This window comes from Bradyrhizobium sp. MI1.4 (assembly GCF_055811315.1).
Genome location: NZ_JBVVPP010000031.1, coordinates 34,134 through 49,542, shown reverse-complemented (window position 1 = coordinate 49,542; position 15,409 = coordinate 34,134). Strand labels below are relative to the sequence as shown.

The following is a 15,409-nucleotide window of genomic DNA, read 5'->3' as shown; positions in this document are numbered from 1 at the left end:
GTGCCAATTCGTTGCTGCCTGCAATTTCGATTCTGTTGGGGATTCCAGATGCGCACTCTCACCCTCCTCGCGTCGCTGATGTGCATGGCACTGTCGGTCAGTGCCGCGAAGGCCGACCGCCGCGTTGCTTTCGTCGTCGGCAACGGCACCTACAAGAACGTCGCACAATTGCCGAACCCGCCGATCGACGCCAAGGCGATGGCGGCAACGCTGCGCAATGTCGGCTTCGAGGTGATCGAAGGTTCGAACCTCTCGCGCGACCAGATGACGGAGAAGCTGCTGGACTTCGGCCGCAAGGCGCAGGGCTCCGACGTCGCAGTGTTCTATTATGCCGGTCACGGCATCGCGGTCGGCGGCTCCAATTATCTTCTGCCTGTCGACGCCGACATCAAGTCGGAGATGGACGTCAAGCTCGGTGCCGCCATCAACATCGATCTGACGCTCGAGCAGACCATGGGCGACGCCAAGGTCAAGCTGGTGTTCCTTGACGCCTGCCGCGACAATCCGTTTGCCGCCAAGATCAAATCGAACTCCGCGACCCGCAGCGTCAACGTGCAGAGCGGTCTTGCCGAGATGAAATCCGGCGAAGGCACGCTGATCGCGTTCGCCACCGGCCCGGGCCAGACCGCGCTCGACGGCCAAGAGGGCAACAACAGCCCGTTCACCCGTGCGCTCATCGACAACATCACCAAGCCTGGTGTCGAGATCCAGCAGGCGATGACGTCGGTCCGCGCCCAGGTCAACGAGGAGACCCACAAGGGGCAGCTGCCCTGGGGCCACACCAATTTGACCGGCGCGGTCTATCTCAACCAGGCTCCGACGACGCAGGTCGCCAATGCGGCACCGACGGCTGCTGGCAGCGTGCCAATGGCGACGGGCGGCAGCTCGGACGGTGTCGAGCTCGAATACTGGCGTTCGGTCAAGGAGAGCAATAAGTCGGAAGAGCTCAACGCTTACCTCTCCGCCTACCCGAACGGTCAGTTCAAGGCGCTTGCGCTGGCACGCCTCGCGGCCATCAAGAGCGGCCCCTCGACCGCGACGCGCACCCTCACCGCTGGCGTCGATCCCGCGACCTTCACCGAAGAGGCCACCCAGCTTACCGAGGACCAAATCGGCCTCGACAAGAACCAGCGCCGCGACGTTCAGCGTCGCCTGGGCGGGCTCGGCTTCGACAACAAACAGACAGGCGTCTTCGGCGACGAGACCCGGTCGGTGCTCAAGCGCTGGCAGGCGGCGCGCGGCTATCCCGCGTCTGGCTACCTGAACAAGCTCCAGCACAAGGCTCTGCTTTCGGAAGTCGTGGCCGGCCCGCCGACCGCGAGCGACAACAGCCAGAAGGCAGCCCGCCGGGCCGCCGCCCCCGCGGCCAGCAGCGCGCCCGCACCGGCTCCCCATCGCAGCAGCGGCGGCGATCCTGCCGGCGCAGCCTTCGTCGGCGGTGTCGTCGGCGGCATGATGGGCGGCATGTTCCGCCGCTGAGGCGAGGCCAATCGCAGATACAAAAGCCCGGCTCGCGCCGGGCTTTTTCGTTACGAATAACCAAAGCTTTGGCGTCTACTTCCCGGCGGCCTTTCGCAGCGCCTCGTTGATGCGGTCCTGCCAGCCGGGCCCGCCGGACTGGAAATGCTCCAGCACGTCCTGGTCGATCCGCAGCGTGACCTGCTCCTTGACCCCCGGCGCCACGTTCTGCTTTGGCGGCGCCGCAGCGACCTTCGCCGTCACCTTCTTGAACGCCGCCTCGGCCTCCGTCCTGGCGTCGCCCAACGTCCGCGGCCGCCTCGGTGGTTGATCCGCCATGTCCTAGATTCCCTCAAACAGAGCCGTCGAAAGATACCGCTCGGAGAAGGACGGCACTATAGCCAGGATGGTCTTTCCCGCAGCTTCGGGTCGCTTGCCGATCTCGACGGCCGCGGCAATCGCGGCGCCCGAGGAGATGCCGCCCGGAATGCCCTCATGCCGCGCCAGTGCCCGCGAGGTCTCGATCGCCGTCGTCGAGTTGACCTTGACGATCTCGTCGATCACCGAGCGATCGAGAATGTCAGGGACGAAGCCCGCACCGATGCCCTGGATCTTGTGCGGCGTGTGCTGGCCACCCGACAGCACCGGGCTCTCCTCCGGCTCGACCGCAACCACGCGCAGCGAGGGCTTGCGCGGCTTCAGCACCTGGCCGACGCCGGTGATGGTGCCCCCGGTGCCGACGCCGGCGACGAAGAAGTCGATGTTGCCGGCGGTGTCATTCCAGATCTCCTCCGCGGTGGTGCGGCGGTGCACCTCGGGATTGGCGAGATTCTTGAACTGCTGCGGCATCACCGAATTCGGCGTCGTCTTCAACAGCTCTTCGGCCGTCGCGATCGCGCCCTTCATGCCTTGCGCGGCCGGTGTCAGCACCAGCTCCGCGCCCAGAAAGGCCAGCATCTTGCGGCGTTCGATCGACATCGACTCCGGCATGACCAGCTTGAGCCTATAGCCGCGCGACGCCGCGACGAAGGCCAGCGCGATGCCGGTATTGCCGGAGGTCGGTTCGATCAGCACGGTGTCGGGCTTGACGATTCCGGCCTTCTCCATGGCGATGATCATGGCCGCGCCGATGCGATCCTTCACGCTTGCGGCGGGATTGAAATATTCAAGCTTTGCCAAAATGGTCGCGTTCACGCCATGCATGCCCGGCAGCCGGCGCAAGCGCACGATCGGCGTGTCGCCAAAAGCATCGACGATCGAGTCATAGATCCGGCCGCGGCCGGGTTGGTGCGCTGCACCCGTGGTGGACGATGCGTCCATGATGAACTCCCTGTGGCGACGATTGTGCTTCTAGACAGCCTGCGGCGACACGCAAGCGAGATTGCGTTACATGTTAAATACGCTGCATCGCAAAATCGCGTGAGCAATAATTATCAGAAAACCAACGCATTTGTGTTGCGACCTCGTCAACTGATTCTGCTTATGTTAGACTTAGGTCTCAAGCTGGGAGGTCACCACGATGTCAGCAGTCGCTGAAGTGTTGTCGACCGTCGCACCGAACCGCGCTCCGCGTTGCAGTGAGTTGCCGGCCTGTCCCGTCTGCGCCGACTCCATGATCGCCGCCGAAGGTTCTGCGTATTTGTCGGAACACGTGATCAGCTATCTCTGGACCTGCGACAATTGCGGCTACGGCTTCGTGACCAAGCACTCCGTCAAGCAGCGCCTCGTCTGCAACTGACGTTTTGCACTTGACCTAGCGCGGGGCGATGTCGCCCCTCCCCCAGTCTTCGCGCGTACGCCGATAGAACTCCTCGAACGTTCCCTGTGCGATCGCGTCCCTGATGCCCTGCATCAGGAACTGGTAATAAGCGATATTGATCTCGGACAGCAGCATCGCACCCAGCGTCTCGCCCGCCTTGACGAGATGGTGCAAATAGGCGCGCGCGTAGCTGCGCGCCGACGGCCAGGAGCTCTCTTCGTCGAGCGGACGGGGATCGTCGGCGTGGCGCGCGTTGCGCAAATTCACCTGGCCGAAGCGTGTGAAGGCAACGCCATGCCGGCCATTGCGCGTCGGCATCACGCAGTCGAACATGTCGATGCCGCGCTTGACCGCCTCGAGGATGTCGTCGGGTGTGCCGACGCCCATCAGGTAGCGCGGCCGCTCTCTCGGCAGCAGCGGCGCTGTCTCGTCGATCATCGCCAGCATCACCGCCTGCGGCTCACCGACGGCGAGGCCGCCAATGGCATAACCATGGAAACCGATCTCGATGAGGCCTTGCGCGCTGGCATGGCGAAGCTGGGGTATGTCGCCGCCCTGCACGATGCCGAACAGCATGTAGCCGTCGGGCGCGCTCTCGAAGGCGCGCTTGCTTCGCTCGGCCCAGCGCAGCGACAATTGCATCGCGCGGTCGATGTCGGCGCGCTCGGCGGGCAGTCGCACGCATTCGTCCATCTGCATAGCGATATCGGAGCCGAGCAAACGCTGCACCTCGATCGAGCGCTCCGGCGACAGCTCGACCTTGGCGCCGTCGATATGCGAACGGAAGGTCACGGCCTGCTCGCTGACCTTGCGCAGATCCGCCAGCGACATCACCTGGAAGCCGCCGGAATCCGTCAGCATCGGCCCGTTCCAGCCGGTGAATGTCTGCAAGCCGCCAAGCGCCGCGATCCGCTGGGCGCCGGGACGCAGCATCAGATGATAGGTGTTGCCGAGCACGATGTCGGCACCGGCCTCACGCACCTCGCGCCAGTGCATGCCCTTCATCGCGCCGGCGGTACCGACCGGCATGAAGGCGGGCGTGCGCACCACGCCGTGCGGCGTGGTCAGGCGCCCGGTGCGCGCGGCGCCATTGGTGGCGAGCAGTTCGAAATGATTGGGCAGACCGGTGTCAGGACGATTCATGACGGTGCTTATTGCGTGTCGGAGCAGGCCGATCAACCCGCTCGGGCGATGCCTCGGCCGGCTTATGCATCAGACTGGGACAATGGGTGCAAATATTGGGGGACACGGAATTGTGCGCCTGCGACGCTTGTTAAACAAAACGATACAGTGTAGTTTTACCTTGGGTTGGACGAGATGCCGCGGCGATGTTGCCGGCGGCGGTAGATGCGTGATCGCCAGCCACCGCAATGCCCCTCCCTTCAAGTTCGACTGACCCAGCCGGCCGTTCGCATGGCTGGACGAGGTGGACCGGCGCCCGCCTGTTCGGATTGCTGGTCCTGACGTGCAGCTTGGCGCTCGGCGCCTGCACCTCCCTGCCCCGCACGCCCTATACGGCCACCGAAGCCAGCACATCGCGCGTGCTCGATATTGATGGCCTGCGGCGCTACGCCGACGAACCCATCACGAAATTCAATTTCGAGAAGGACACCAGCACCGCGACGAAGTCCTACCTGGCGCTGTCAGGCGGCGGCGCAGATGGCGCCTACGGCGTCGGTGTGCTCAACGGCTGGACCGCGGCCAAAACCCGTCCCACCTTCTCGGTGGTCTCGGGCGTGAGCACCGGCGGCCTGATTGCGCCCTTTGCGTTTCTCGGCTCGCGATATGACGACACGTTGAAGGAGGTCTACACCAGCGGTGTCGCGGAGAGCCTCTTGAGTGATCCCAGCATCATGCGCGTGCTGTTCGGGTCCGGCCTGTTCGGCAACACGCGGCTGCGCGAGCTCGTCGCCCGCTATGTCGGCCCCGAAATCATGGCGCAAGTCGCTCGTGAAAACGCCAAGGGCCGAAGGCTGCTGGTGGTGACGACCGATCTCGACACCCAGCGCACCGCGATCTGGGACATGGGCAAGATCGCCGCGGTCGGCACGTCCGAGGCGCTCAAGCTGTTTCGCGACGTGATGGCGGCCTCCGCCAGCATCCCGCTGGTGTTTCCGCCGATCATGATCGACGCCGAAGGCGAGGGCCGCAGATTTCAGGAGATGCATGTCGACGGCGGCGTGACGGCCCCGGTGCTGACACTGCCGGAAGCCCTGCTTTTCCAGGGCAGTCGCCTGCCCGGCCCCGCGAAGCTGGACATCTACATCCTCGTCAACAAGAAGATCGAACGCAATTTCGAGCTCGTCTCCAACAGCACCATCGACGTTGCCTCCCGCAGCCTGTCGTCGATCACCCAGTCGCAGACCCGCTCGATCATCTTCTCGACTTATGATTTTGCGAAGCGCAACCGCCTGGGCTTCCATCTCTCCTATATCGCGCGCGATTATCCGGCCGCCCCCTCGGAAGGGTTCGACACCGCTTATATGCGGGCGCTGTATCAGTACGGATATGAGAAGGCGGCTTCGGGCGAGGCCTGGACTTCGACGCTTCCGTGAGCGCTCGGTGAGGAACGGGGCCGTGCCGAGACGGTTGACGATGCGGTCATTCGGCCAGATTAGCCATGACGCACTCGTTGCCGCGCGTTATAGAGCAATGACTGATGTCACGACCGCGCAGGAATCATTGGGCATGGGATTGACTGCGACCAGGACAAGACCGGCGGCGCCGCGGCGCGAGGTGCCGAAATCGCGCGGCGGCCGGCCGACGAAAAGCGCCGCGATCGAGCGCGATCAGCGGCTGATCGAGGTCGCCACCCGCCTATTCCTGGATCGCGGCTTTGACGCGACCTCGCTCGATGCGGTCGCGGAAGCCGCGCGAGTGAGCAAGCCCACCGTCTATGCCCGTTACGGCGACAAGCGCGGCCTGTTTGCAGCCGTGCTGAGACGCGAGATCGCGCGATGGCTGGCACCGCTGTCCGCGGCCGCCGAGACGCAGCTCGGCAGCGCCTCGGATATCTCGGTCGAGCAACGGCTGGTCGAGATCGGGCGCGAGATGCTGACATTCACCTGCGGACCCGATGCCGTCGCCTTCAGCCGCATGATGACGTCGCAGGCCATCAACTTTCCCGACATCGCCAAGCTCGGCAAGGAGGAAGGCTGGCTCAAGGCCGTCGCCACCACGGCACGCTTCTTCGACCATCTGGTGGCGCAAGGCGCGCTCGACGTCGACGACACCACCATCGCGGCGGAAGTGTTTCTCGACGTCGTCGTCGGTCATAACCATCGTCTGGCGACGTTTGGAACGCCGCCGGAGATGAAGGCCGCGGAAAAGCGCATGCGCGCTGCGATCAAGCTCTTCCTGGCAGGCGCGCTGGGATCAGCGGACGGCAGCCAGAGTGCCGCCAAGGGCACGCAGCGGCGGCGCCCATCGCGCTGACAATTCCGTGAGCTTGCGAACTTTCCAGGAGATCCCGTGGCCGCGCCGTTGACCGAAACAAAACGATACGGTATGGTTTAATTATAGGGCGATGCGGATCGCTTTTTCACCAGCCCCAAGAGGTCCGCACCGCTTCGATCGTCGCGGCGGTACAGCCCGTCGCGACGTTCAGCGGCCGACCGATGCCCAAGGTCGGCCGCAAATTCTTGACGATCATCCGGCATACTCGCTGGCCGAGGGTTCGAGCATGACGACGGCCAAACGACGGATCTCGGGACTGCTCGCGATCGCCCTGTCCGCACTCCTCCTCGCAGCGCCGGCGCGGGCGATCGTGAGCACGGGCACGCCGACCACCCTTCACAGCGACACAGATGGTGACGCCGAGGCCGACCGCCAAGCGGTCAGCCGCGAGATCGAGCGCTTCCGCAGCTCGTCGATCTCGATCAACCAGGCCATGGCGATTGCGGAAGCCCGCCACGTCGGTGCCACCACGGCGGATGTGAGTTTCGACGGAGCCTCAGGCGTGCCGGTCTACCGGGTGAAGACCCTGCACAACGACCGGGTCTGGCGCCACACCATCAATGCCGCGACCGGCGAGCTCGTCGGCGGGGAAGCCGCCCTCCCTCTCGCCGAGCTCGACCTCGACGATCGCAGCAATCTCGCAGCGCTCGGTGCCATCAAGCACCGACTTGCGGATGCCGTCCACGTCGCCGAACGCGCGGCCTCCGGCAAAGCCATCAGCGGCGGACTGGTGCGCGAACGCGGCCGGCTGAATTTCGCGATCGTCGTCATCAGTGGCGACAACCTCAAGGAGGTCATCCTCGAACCGCCGGGCGCCCGGACCAAATAGCGGCAGCCCCAATCCCGCCGAAAAGCCATTGACGGGGGCAGGACTCTCCCGCATAAGCTCCCGCCATGTTCGCGACCACCAAACGCACGACTAAAACCACCACGGCCTTCGGGGCCCGGGGAGGCGTGCGCGTGTAGTCGTCGACTAGAACGCAATCCACTCTACCGAAGCCCCGCCCATGATGGTCCGGGGCTTTTTTGTTGTTTAGATCGCAATTCAATGGAGGACAAAGTGAGTAACGATCCCGTCGTCGCGATTGTCGGCGTCACCGGTGCGGTGGGCGCCGAATTCATCGCCACCATGGACAAGCGCGGCTTCCGCGTCGGCAAGCTCAAGGCGCTGGCGAGCGCGCGCTCGGCCGGCAAGACGGTGTCGTTCCGTGGGCAAGACGTCATCATCGAGGAGCTGACCGAACGCGCCTTCGAGGGCGTCGACATCGCCCTGTTCTCCGCCGGCGGCAGCATCTCCAAGAAGTTCGCGCCGATCGCGGTCAAGGCCGGTGCCGTCGTCGTCGACAACTCCTCCGCCTTCCGCATGGACCCGAACGTGCCGCTGGTGATCCCCGAGATCAACGCGAACCGCATCCGCGACCACAAGGGCATCATCGCCAACCCGAACTGCGCCGCCATCACGGCGCTGGTCCCGCTGTGGCCGATCCACCAGAGCAACCGCATCAAGCGCGTGATCATCTCGACCTACCAGGCGGCCTCCGGCGCCGGCGCTGCCGCCATGGACGAGCTGGTCGAGTCCACCCGCGCCAATCTCAACGGGCAGGTTTATACGCCGAAGGTGATGCCGCATCCCTACGCTTTCAACCTCTTCAGCCACAACACCGCGATCGACCCTGACACCGGCTACAACGACGAAGAGACCAAGGTCATCAACGAAACCCGCAAGATCTTCGAGGACGACAAGATCGCGATCGGCGTCACCTGCGTGCGCGTGCCGGTGCTGCGGGCTCATTGCGAGGCCATCACCTTCGAATGCGAGAAGCCGATCAGCGAGGACCAGGTCCGCGCCATCATGGCACGAGCGCCCGGCGTCAAGGTCGTCGACGACCGTGCCAGGAACTACTTCCCGATGCCGATCGATGCCTCGGGCCAGGACGACGTCTTGGTCGGCCGCATCCGCAAGGACCTCAGCGACCCCTCCGGACATTCGATCTCGATGTTCGTGGCGGCGGACCAGCTGCTCAAGGGCGCTGCACTCAACGCGGTGCAGATCGCGGAGCTCCTGCCGCAGCGGATGATGGCGTAACGGAAGATGCGTAAGGTGGGCAAAGGCGCGCAAGCGCCGTGCCCACCACTTCGCATCAAGAAAGTTGGTCGGCACGCTTCGCTTTGCCCACCCTACAATGGCAAACAGCGCGGTCAGGTCAACGCGGGGAGAATGTCTGTCTTAGCAAAGTGGGCTCCCTTGAAGAGCAGCGGTTGCGAACGCGCTTTCGCCAAGCGTAGACCGCACAATCGACGATGTTGAGCTGCGCCGGATGTCCCCCGACCCTTGCCGAAGCGTTGAAATGCCTCGAACGCGCCTTTCGCCATGTCTGCGTCGAACGGCACTACGACAATCCCGGCAGTCTCCAGCAATTCGTCGAAGAACTTCACGGCCGATGCTCCGAAGCGAGCAGAGAGAACGATCTTGGTTTCCAGGATTGCTACTGCTGACATCGACAGGCTGGCAGCATCCAGCATGGCTTTCCGATAGCGCTGCCCATCTGGCTCGTTGGTGACGGTCGCGACGATCGCAGACGTATCCAGCACCATCAGGACGGCAGCCCGAAACGGTCATAGCCGAGGATTTCGTCTGCAGGCCGAGAATCGAGAACGGGCAAGCCAGCGGTTCGCTCGAAGAACGACGTCAGGGCGGCCCTCCTATCGACCGCCGGCGATGCCACGCGAGACAAGCGCTCCTCGATGGCGCGTTCGAGCGCCGTCTCGATATCTTCCCCCGTCAGGCGGGCGAGGCGCCGGGCAAGCTCATCTACTTTCGCGGAACGGATGTTCATCGGCCACTCGATCCATGCAAAACGTATGAGCAATATAGCACGAGAACGCCGCCCGCGTCACTCCCGCGCCGGAAACAGCAAACAGGCATCCCCGTACGAATAGAACCGGTAGCCGGTCGCGATCGCGTGTGCATAGGCCTGCTGCATCGCCTCCAGCCCGGAGAACGCCGACACCAGCATGAACAGTGTCGACTTCGGCAAATGGAAATTGGTCAGCAGAACATCGACGGCGCGGAAGCGATAGCCGGGGGTGATGAAGATCGACGTCTCGGCGGCGAACGGCTCAATGGTGCCGTCCTCGCTGGCTGCGCTTTCGAGCAGGCGCAACGACGTGGTGCCAACCGCGATGATACGGCCGCCGTTCTTGCGCGCAGTGTTGAGCCGCTCCGCCGTTTCGGCCGACAGCGTGCCCCACTCGGCATGCATCTTGTGGCCTTCGGTGTCGTCCACCTTCACTGGCAGGAAGGTCCCTGCCCCGACATGCAGCGTGACGCGATTGATGCCGACGCCGCGCGCGTGCATCGCCTGCTCCAGCGCCGGGGTGAAATGCAGGCCTGCTGTCGGCGCGGCAACGGCGCCTTCGTTCACAGCGAACATGGTCTGGTAGTCGGCGAGATCCTGATCATCAGGCGTGCGTTTCGAGGCGATGTAGGGCGGCAGCGGCGGGCTGCCGAGATCGGCGATGGCTTGATCCAGCGTCGGGCCGTGAAACGAAAATGACAGCGTCACCTCGCCTTCCCCGCCCTTCGCCTCGACCTCGGCGTCGAGATGGCCGAGCAGGCAGACCTTGCCCTCATTGCCGAAGCGGATGCGGTCGCCGGCGATGAGTTTCTTGGCAGGCTTCACCAACGCCTGCCAGCGCGAGCCGTCGAGGCGCTTGATCAGCGTTGCCTCGATCTTCGGCACGGTCTCGCGGCCGATGCGACGGCCTTTTAATTGCGCCGCGATCACCTTGGTGTCGTTGACGACGAGCTGGTCGCCCGGCTTCAGCCATTGCGGCAGGTCGGTGATGATTTGGTCGCGCAGCGTGCCGCGATCGACGACCAGCATCTTCGCGGAGTCGCGCGGGCTCGCCGGGCGCAATGCGATGCGCTCGGCGGGCAGGTCGAAATCGAAGAGGTCGGTGCGCATCTCGGACTCAGGGCCGCACAGTCACTCCTCATCCTGAGGGGTGCGGAACGCGCGTCTCGACGGATGAAGGCCCCGCTGCTGCAGCTCGGCCTTCATGGTTCGAGACGGCGCTACGCGCCTCCTCACCATGAGGGTTGAACGCCTACGCCGCGTCAGCCGCCATCCGCGCCTTGACGATCTTGTCGGGGTTCTGCACGGGCTCGCCACGCTTGATCTTGTCGACGTTCTCCATGCCCTCGGTGACCTTGCCCCACACCGTGTACTGGTTGTCGAGGAAGCGGGCATCGTCGAAGCAGATGAAGAACTGGCTATCGCCGGAATCCGGGCTGGCGGCGCGCGCCATCGAGGTGGTGCCGCGCACATGCGGCTCCTTGTTGAACTCGGCCTTCAGCTTCTGGCCGGAGCCGCCGGTGCCGGTGCCCTGGGGGCAGCCGGTCTGCGCCATGAAGCCGTCGATCACGCGATGAAACACGATGCCGTCGTAGAAGCCTTCGCGCACGAGTTCCTTGATGCGCGCGACGTGGCCGGGCGCCAGATCAGGCCGCATCTCGATGGTGACGGGGCCCTGCGTGGTCTCGAGGATCAGTGTGTTTTCGGTGGCGCTCATGCTCGTCTCTCTTGGGTTGGGGGTAAAGTCCTGTCAGGTGAAGATTTGCGGCTGCGAAACTGGATCGCGAACGGACGCCCCGCAGCGGCGCCGGCCATCGCATCGGTAAATGGCATCGGCGTGCAGCGTTGCAATGCCTCCATCACCGCGACCCGGTATTGCAGCCGGTCATTGTCGGAAGCCTCCGCGGATTCATAGGTAATCCTCGGATGGCCCAGAATGTTTCCAGCCCGGTTGAAGCTCACCACGACGGTGATGTCGATCGGGCGGGCCCTGGCGGCGGGCGGCGGCTTCCAGCAGGTGCGCAAATGCCGGAAGATGTCCTGGATGGTGTTGACCTGTGCGTCCTCGGCGACCGCGCCCGGGACGCCGAGCAGCAGCACCGCGGCAACCAGCAGGAGCTTGCCACCGCAGCGCGCCATCGCCGCTCCTACTTGATGTCGGAAGCGACCTGCACCTTCACCATCTTGTCGGGGTCGGTGACGGTGCCGCCGCTCGATCCGGGAGGCGCCTTCTTCAGCTTGTCGACGACGTCCATGCCCTGCACGACCTCGCCGATCACGGTGTACTGGTTGTCGAGGCTGCCGCCGTCGGCAAACATGATGAAGAACTGCGAATTTGCGGTGTCGACGCTGTCGCCGCGCCGGGCCATGCCGACGATGCCGCGCGCAAAATGCACCTTCGAGAATTCCTGCTTCAGGTTCGGATATTTCGAGCCGCCGGTGCCATTGAAGTTCTGACCGTCGCCGGTCTGCGCCATGAAGCCATCCATGACGCGGTGGAACGGCACGTTGTTGTAAAAACCCTCGCGCGCGAGCTGCTTGATGCGCTCGGCGTGCTGGGGCGCAAGGTCCGGCCGGAGCTTGATGACGATGCGGCCCTTGGTGGAGTCGATGACGATGGCGTTGGCCTTGTCGAGGCCGGCCGGCAAGGCTTGCGCGAAGGCCGGCACCGCGAACAGAACCGCGGCAAGAACTGCGAGAATTCGGATCATGACAACTCCGGATCAGAGATGAGAAAGGAAACGCGCCGTTATCAGGCGAATTTTGCCTTGAGCTGGGCCGCAACCAGCGGCGGAACGAAGGCCGAGACATCCCCGCCCATGGCAGCGATCTGGCGCACCAAAGTGGCGGTGATCGGGCGGACCATGGGAGAGGCCGGCAGGAAGATCGTATGCACCTCGGGCGCCATGGCCTCGTTCATGCCGGCGAGCTGCATCTCGTAGTCGAGGTCGGTGCCGTCGCGCAGGCCCCGAATCATGATCGTGGCACCGTGCTTGCGCGCCGAGGTCACCGACAGATCGTCAAACGTCACGGCCTCGAGCACGCAGCCGGCCTGGGCGGCCACCGGCCCGCAGACGTCATGGAGCATCTTCAGCCGCTCCTCGGTCGAGAACAGAGGCTTCTTGCCGGGGTGCACCCCGATCGCGACAACAAGCCTGTCGCACAGCGACACGCTGTGCCGGACCACGTCCAGATGGCCGTTGGTGATGGGGTCGAAGGAACCTGGATAGAAGGCAATGCGCGGCATGGCCACGTCCTACCGCGCCCTGCCCGGCCCGGCAAGCCGGTCAGGTTCCCTGGCGGTTTTTCCGCAGAAGCGTGTCGGAATGCGCCGAATTGTTTCGTCCTGAGGGCGGCCACGACACAAAACGGAGCGCGAACGAAACCATTTCCCGCGTTCGCGAAGACGTCCGGAAACTGGCCATGGTTACTAATCCAGCCAACGAACGACGGGCCGCACACTGGGCGTAGCGGCCGCATCACAGGGGACTGTCATGATCAAGGCTCTTTCGGCGATCGCCATTTCTGCGTGTGTTGCTGCCACCCTCACGCTCCTGCCCGGCTTCGCCCCCACCGTCGAGGCGAGCGTGCCGCAGCCGCTTGCCAAGAGCGACCGGCTCGATATCCGCACCGTCGGCAAGGACTGCTCGCAGCAGGCCTGGCCGAATTTCGAAGCGTCCTGCCTCCGCCAGGCCGGCACCAAAGCCAACATCCGCGAGGCTCGCCTTGTGACTGCCAACCGTACTCCGTAGTGGGGGTCTGTCAGTTTCGCGTCAGCTAACTCTCAAGATAAACCCCAAAGATATACCCCATGGATATTTGCGACGTCCCGTCGCACACTGCCTGATGCTCGCGCCCGTCGGAATGACCCGTCGGGCGCGATCCCATCGGGGGGTCGCCATTGTCCAGTACGCCTGCAGTCGCCTCCGGCCATCAACCTGATCCACTGCCGATTGCCATGACCATGGGCGCCCTCGGGGTGGTCTATGGCGATATCGGCACCAGCCCCCTCTACGCCCTGAAGGAAGCCGCCAAGGCCGCCGCCCACGGCGGCACTTTGACGAACGATGCCGTTCTGGGCGTCGCCTCGCTGATCCTCTGGGCGCTGTTGCTGATCATCTCACTGAAATATGCGCTGTTGATTCTGCGTGCGGATAACCGCGGCGAAGGCGGCATCGTCGCGCTGCTGGCCTTGCTGCATGCCCGCAACGCTCAACCCGGTACCTGGCGCGCGCATTTGCTGGTCGTCGGCCTCGTCGGCGCCGCGCTACTGTACGGGGACGGCGCGATCACGCCGGCCATCTCCGTGCTCTCAGCCATCGAAGGTCTGAAGGTCGACGCACCCTCGCTCGCGCCGGCGGTTGTGCCCGTGACCGTCGTCATCCTGATCGGACTGTTCATGATGCAGAAGCAGGGCACCGGCTTCATCGGCCGCATCTTCGGACCGGTGATGCTGGCCTGGTTCTTCGTGCTGGCAGCGCTCGGCATCCACGGCATCGTCAAGGCGCCGGCGGTGCTGGCGGCGCTCAGCCCGCTCTATGCGTTCGACTTCCTGATCCATCAGGATTTTCATGTCTCCTTCGCGATCCTGGGGGCCGCCTTCCTCGCGGTGACCGGCGGCGAAGCCATGTACGCCGACATGGGGCATTTCGGCCGCCTGCCGATCCGGCTGGCCTGGTTCGCGATCTGCCTGCCTGCGCTCGTGCTGAACTATTTCGGCCAGGCCGCGCTGCTGATCACCGATCCCACCATGATCGAAAATCCGTTCTTCCAGCTCTGCCCCGACGCCCTGCATTATCCGCTGGTCGCGTTCTCGGCGGTCGCGACCGTGATCGCCTCGCAAGCCATCATCTCCGGCGTGTTCTCGTTGACGCAGCAGTCGATCCAGCTCGGCTTCCTGCCGCGCATGCAGATCCGTCACACCACGAGCGACGCGATCGGTCAGATCTACGTGCCGTTGGTGAACTGGCTGCTCGCCGCCGCAACGCTCGGCGCCGTGCTGAGTTTCGGCAGCTCGGAGGCGCTGGCCGGCGCCTACGGCATCGCGGTGTCGCTATTGATGGCGATCACCACGCTGCTCGCCGCCCTGGTCGCGATCCAGTGGGGCTATTCACCGTGGCTCGTGGTTGCCGTGAACGGCTTCTTCTTCGTGATCGATTTGATCTTCTTCTCGGCCAATTCGATCAAGCTGTTCGAGGGCGGCTGGTTTCCGCTGATGCTGGCGGGCTTCGTCGCCTTCCTGATGCTGACCTGGCGCAGCGGCGTGAAGCTCGTCGAAGCCGCACGCGCGAAGCTGCGCCAGCCCGAGGAGGATCTGATCGAGACCGCGGTCAACCAGTGCAGCGCCAGACTCCCCGGCACCGCCGTGTTCCTGGCCTCGGCGCCGCGCGGCGTGCCGCTGGCACTGACCCAGTTCGTCAAGCACAACCACGTGCTGCACGAGCGCATCGTCCTGGTCACCGTGCTGATCGAGGAGCTTCCTCACATCGCCGACGAAGACCGCATCGAGGTGATCGAGATCATTCCCGGCATTACCCGCGTCGTTCTGCATTACGGCTTCATGCAGAACCCGACGATTTACGAAGGGCTGACCTTCGCCTGCCGCCACGGCAAGCTGCCCGGCATCGATCTCTCCGACATCACCTATTACGTCGGCCGCGAGACCATCATCCCGCGCGAGGACGTGCCGGGCATGTGGGTCTGGCGCGAAACCGTGTTCGCCTTCCTGCAACGCAACGCCGAACGCTCCGCCGCGTTCTTCGGCGTACCGACCAAGCAGGTGGTGGAATTCGGCACGGAGCTGGAGATTTAGCTGGTCAGTGAAGTATCCGGATCGAGCACAACTCAATCCGGGACAGCCGTCCGAATGAAGAACCCG

18 protein-coding genes are annotated in these 15,409 nt (G+C 64.3%); 8 read left to right on the top strand and 10 right to left on the bottom strand.

What is annotated here, in order from left to right; translation table 11 throughout:
- Nucleotides 1-48: 48 nt before the first annotated feature.
- A complete protein-coding gene (locus tag AC0L23_RS26770) occupies nucleotides 49-1,479 on the top strand; it encodes a caspase family protein (protein WP_018457974.1) in 1,431 nt (476 codons plus the stop codon).
- 75 nt (nucleotides 1,480-1,554) lie between these two features.
- Here AC0L23_RS26770 and AC0L23_RS26765 read toward each other — a convergent pair whose 3' ends face one another.
- Both AC0L23_RS26765 and cysK read right to left on the bottom strand, forming a co-directional pair.
- Nucleotides 1,555-1,797, bottom strand: a complete 243-nt coding sequence (locus tag AC0L23_RS26765; RefSeq protein WP_007610629.1) for a BrnA antitoxin family protein — start codon at nucleotides 1,795-1,797, stop codon at nucleotides 1,555-1,557.
- Between the two features lie 3 nt (nucleotides 1,798-1,800).
- Nucleotides 1,801-2,778: a cysteine synthase A gene (cysK, locus tag AC0L23_RS26760; protein WP_018457976.1), complete on the bottom strand. Its 978-nt coding sequence runs from the start codon at nucleotides 2,776-2,778 to the stop codon at nucleotides 1,801-1,803.
- A gap of 199 nt (nucleotides 2,779-2,977) precedes the next feature.
- Between cysK and AC0L23_RS26755 the strand changes: the two genes are divergently transcribed.
- On the top strand, nucleotides 2,978-3,196 hold the full coding sequence (locus AC0L23_RS26755) for a hypothetical protein (RefSeq protein ID WP_026233474.1): 219 nt from the start codon (nucleotides 2,978-2,980) through the stop codon (nucleotides 3,194-3,196).
- Between the two features lie 15 nt (nucleotides 3,197-3,211).
- Here the strand turns inward: AC0L23_RS26755 and tgt are convergent, their stop codons facing one another.
- Entirely contained in the window at nucleotides 3,212-4,360 is a 1,149-nt protein-coding gene (gene tgt, locus AC0L23_RS26750) for a tRNA guanosine(34) transglycosylase Tgt (RefSeq protein ID WP_085384085.1), read from the bottom strand.
- 227 nt (nucleotides 4,361-4,587) lie between these two features.
- On the opposite strand from tgt, the gene AC0L23_RS26745 reads away from it, so the two are divergent.
- From AC0L23_RS26745 to AC0L23_RS26730, 4 genes are all read left to right on the top strand, one after another.
- Nucleotides 4,588-5,772, top strand: coding sequence for a patatin-like phospholipase family protein (locus AC0L23_RS26745; RefSeq protein WP_085384037.1), 1,185 nt, complete (start codon nucleotides 4,588-4,590; stop codon nucleotides 5,770-5,772).
- A 133-nt stretch (nucleotides 5,773-5,905) separates the two neighbouring features.
- Nucleotides 5,906-6,652, top strand: coding sequence for a TetR/AcrR family transcriptional regulator (locus tag AC0L23_RS26740; RefSeq protein ID WP_018457980.1), 747 nt, complete (start codon nucleotides 5,906-5,908; stop codon nucleotides 6,650-6,652).
- Nucleotides 6,653-6,899: 247 nt separating this feature from the next.
- On the top strand, nucleotides 6,900-7,502 hold the full coding sequence (locus AC0L23_RS26735; protein WP_085384036.1) for a PepSY domain-containing protein: 603 nt from the start codon (nucleotides 6,900-6,902) through the stop codon (nucleotides 7,500-7,502).
- A 219-nt stretch (nucleotides 7,503-7,721) separates the two neighbouring features.
- Nucleotides 7,722-8,759 (top strand): aspartate-semialdehyde dehydrogenase, encoded by a 1,038-nt coding sequence (locus tag AC0L23_RS26730; RefSeq protein ID WP_247392000.1) that lies wholly within the window; start codon nucleotides 7,722-7,724, stop codon nucleotides 8,757-8,759.
- Nucleotides 8,760-8,872: 113 nt separating this feature from the next.
- Here AC0L23_RS26730 and AC0L23_RS26725 read toward each other — a convergent pair whose 3' ends face one another.
- From AC0L23_RS26725 to coaD, 7 genes are all read right to left on the bottom strand, one after another.
- Nucleotides 8,873-9,268: a type II toxin-antitoxin system VapC family toxin gene (locus AC0L23_RS26725; protein ID WP_085384631.1), complete on the bottom strand. Its 396-nt coding sequence runs from the start codon at nucleotides 9,266-9,268 to the stop codon at nucleotides 8,873-8,875.
- Nucleotides 9,268-9,510 carry a type II toxin-antitoxin system VapB family antitoxin gene (locus AC0L23_RS26720; protein ID WP_085384630.1) on the bottom strand — a complete coding sequence of 81 codons (243 nt, stop codon included), beginning with the start codon at nucleotides 9,508-9,510 and terminating at the stop codon, nucleotides 9,268-9,270. Before AC0L23_RS26720 ends, AC0L23_RS26725 begins: the two co-directional genes overlap by 1 nt.
- A 57-nt stretch (nucleotides 9,511-9,567) precedes the next feature.
- Complete coding sequence (gene queA / locus AC0L23_RS26715) at nucleotides 9,568-10,641, bottom strand: tRNA preQ1(34) S-adenosylmethionine ribosyltransferase-isomerase QueA (protein WP_085384629.1); 1,074 nt, start codon at nucleotides 10,639-10,641, stop codon at nucleotides 9,568-9,570.
- Nucleotides 10,642-10,783: 142 nt separating this feature from the next.
- Nucleotides 10,784-11,248, bottom strand: a complete 465-nt coding sequence (locus tag AC0L23_RS26710; protein WP_018457987.1) for a peptidylprolyl isomerase — start codon at nucleotides 11,246-11,248, stop codon at nucleotides 10,784-10,786.
- Nucleotides 11,245-11,670: a hypothetical protein gene (locus tag AC0L23_RS26705; RefSeq protein WP_085384628.1), complete on the bottom strand. Its 426-nt coding sequence runs from the start codon at nucleotides 11,668-11,670 to the stop codon at nucleotides 11,245-11,247. The genes AC0L23_RS26710 and AC0L23_RS26705 overlap by 4 nt, the downstream gene beginning before the upstream one ends.
- Before the next feature lie 8 nt (nucleotides 11,671-11,678).
- A complete protein-coding gene (locus AC0L23_RS26700; protein WP_018457989.1) occupies nucleotides 11,679-12,242 on the bottom strand; it encodes a peptidylprolyl isomerase in 564 nt (187 codons plus the stop codon).
- Between the two features lie 41 nt (nucleotides 12,243-12,283).
- The gene (gene coaD / locus AC0L23_RS26695; protein WP_018457990.1) at nucleotides 12,284-12,778 is read right to left on the bottom strand and encodes a pantetheine-phosphate adenylyltransferase; all 495 of its coding nucleotides are present in this window, start codon (nucleotides 12,776-12,778) and stop codon (nucleotides 12,284-12,286) included.
- Nucleotides 12,779-13,025: 247 nt separating this feature from the next.
- Here coaD and AC0L23_RS26690 point away from each other — a divergent pair, with 247 nt between their 5' ends.
- Together AC0L23_RS26690 and AC0L23_RS26685 are read left to right on the top strand one after the other, a co-directional pair.
- A complete protein-coding gene (locus tag AC0L23_RS26690) occupies nucleotides 13,026-13,283 on the top strand; it encodes a hypothetical protein (RefSeq protein ID WP_018457991.1) in 258 nt (85 codons plus the stop codon).
- Between the two features lie 206 nt (nucleotides 13,284-13,489).
- On the top strand, nucleotides 13,490-15,343 hold the full coding sequence (locus AC0L23_RS26685) for a potassium transporter Kup (RefSeq protein ID WP_085353166.1): 1,854 nt from the start codon (nucleotides 13,490-13,492) through the stop codon (nucleotides 15,341-15,343).
- Nucleotides 15,344-15,409: the final 66 nt, after the last annotated feature.

Coding starts and splice junctions, on each gene's coding strand:
- AC0L23_RS26770 (WP_018457974.1), top strand. CDS start 49: ATGCGCACTCTCACCCTCCTCGCGTCGCTGATGTGCATGGCACTGTCG.
- AC0L23_RS26765 (WP_007610629.1), bottom strand. CDS start 1,797: ATGGCGGATCAACCACCGAGGCGGCCGCGGACGTTGGGCGACGCCAGG.
- cysK (WP_018457976.1), bottom strand. CDS start 2,778: ATGGACGCATCGTCCACCACGGGTGCAGCGCACCAACCCGGCCGCGGC.
- AC0L23_RS26755 (WP_026233474.1), top strand. CDS start 2,978: ATGTCAGCAGTCGCTGAAGTGTTGTCGACCGTCGCACCGAACCGCGCT.
- tgt (WP_085384085.1), bottom strand. CDS start 4,360: ATGAATCGTCCTGACACCGGTCTGCCCAATCATTTCGAACTGCTCGCC.
- AC0L23_RS26745 (WP_085384037.1), top strand. CDS start 4,588: ATGCCCCTCCCTTCAAGTTCGACTGACCCAGCCGGCCGTTCGCATGGC.
- AC0L23_RS26740 (WP_018457980.1), top strand. CDS start 5,906: ATGGGATTGACTGCGACCAGGACAAGACCGGCGGCGCCGCGGCGCGAG.
- AC0L23_RS26735 (WP_085384036.1), top strand. CDS start 6,900: ATGACGACGGCCAAACGACGGATCTCGGGACTGCTCGCGATCGCCCTG.
- AC0L23_RS26730 (WP_247392000.1), top strand. CDS start 7,722: ATGGAGGACAAAGTGAGTAACGATCCCGTCGTCGCGATTGTCGGCGTC.
- AC0L23_RS26725 (WP_085384631.1), bottom strand. CDS start 9,268: ATGGTGCTGGATACGTCTGCGATCGTCGCGACCGTCACCAACGAGCCA.
- AC0L23_RS26720 (WP_085384630.1), bottom strand. CDS start 9,510: ATGAACATCCGTTCCGCGAAAGTAGATGAGCTTGCCCGGCGCCTCGCC.
- queA (WP_085384629.1), bottom strand. CDS start 10,641: ATGCGCACCGACCTCTTCGATTTCGACCTGCCCGCCGAGCGCATCGCA.
- AC0L23_RS26710 (WP_018457987.1), bottom strand. CDS start 11,248: ATGAGCGCCACCGAAAACACACTGATCCTCGAGACCACGCAGGGCCCC.
- AC0L23_RS26705 (WP_085384628.1), bottom strand. CDS start 11,670: ATGGCGCGCTGCGGTGGCAAGCTCCTGCTGGTTGCCGCGGTGCTGCTG.
- AC0L23_RS26700 (WP_018457989.1), bottom strand. CDS start 12,242: ATGATCCGAATTCTCGCAGTTCTTGCCGCGGTTCTGTTCGCGGTGCCG.
- coaD (WP_018457990.1), bottom strand. CDS start 12,778: ATGCCGCGCATTGCCTTCTATCCAGGTTCCTTCGACCCCATCACCAAC.
- AC0L23_RS26690 (WP_018457991.1), top strand. CDS start 13,026: ATGATCAAGGCTCTTTCGGCGATCGCCATTTCTGCGTGTGTTGCTGCC.
- AC0L23_RS26685 (WP_085353166.1), top strand. CDS start 13,490: ATGACCATGGGCGCCCTCGGGGTGGTCTATGGCGATATCGGCACCAGC.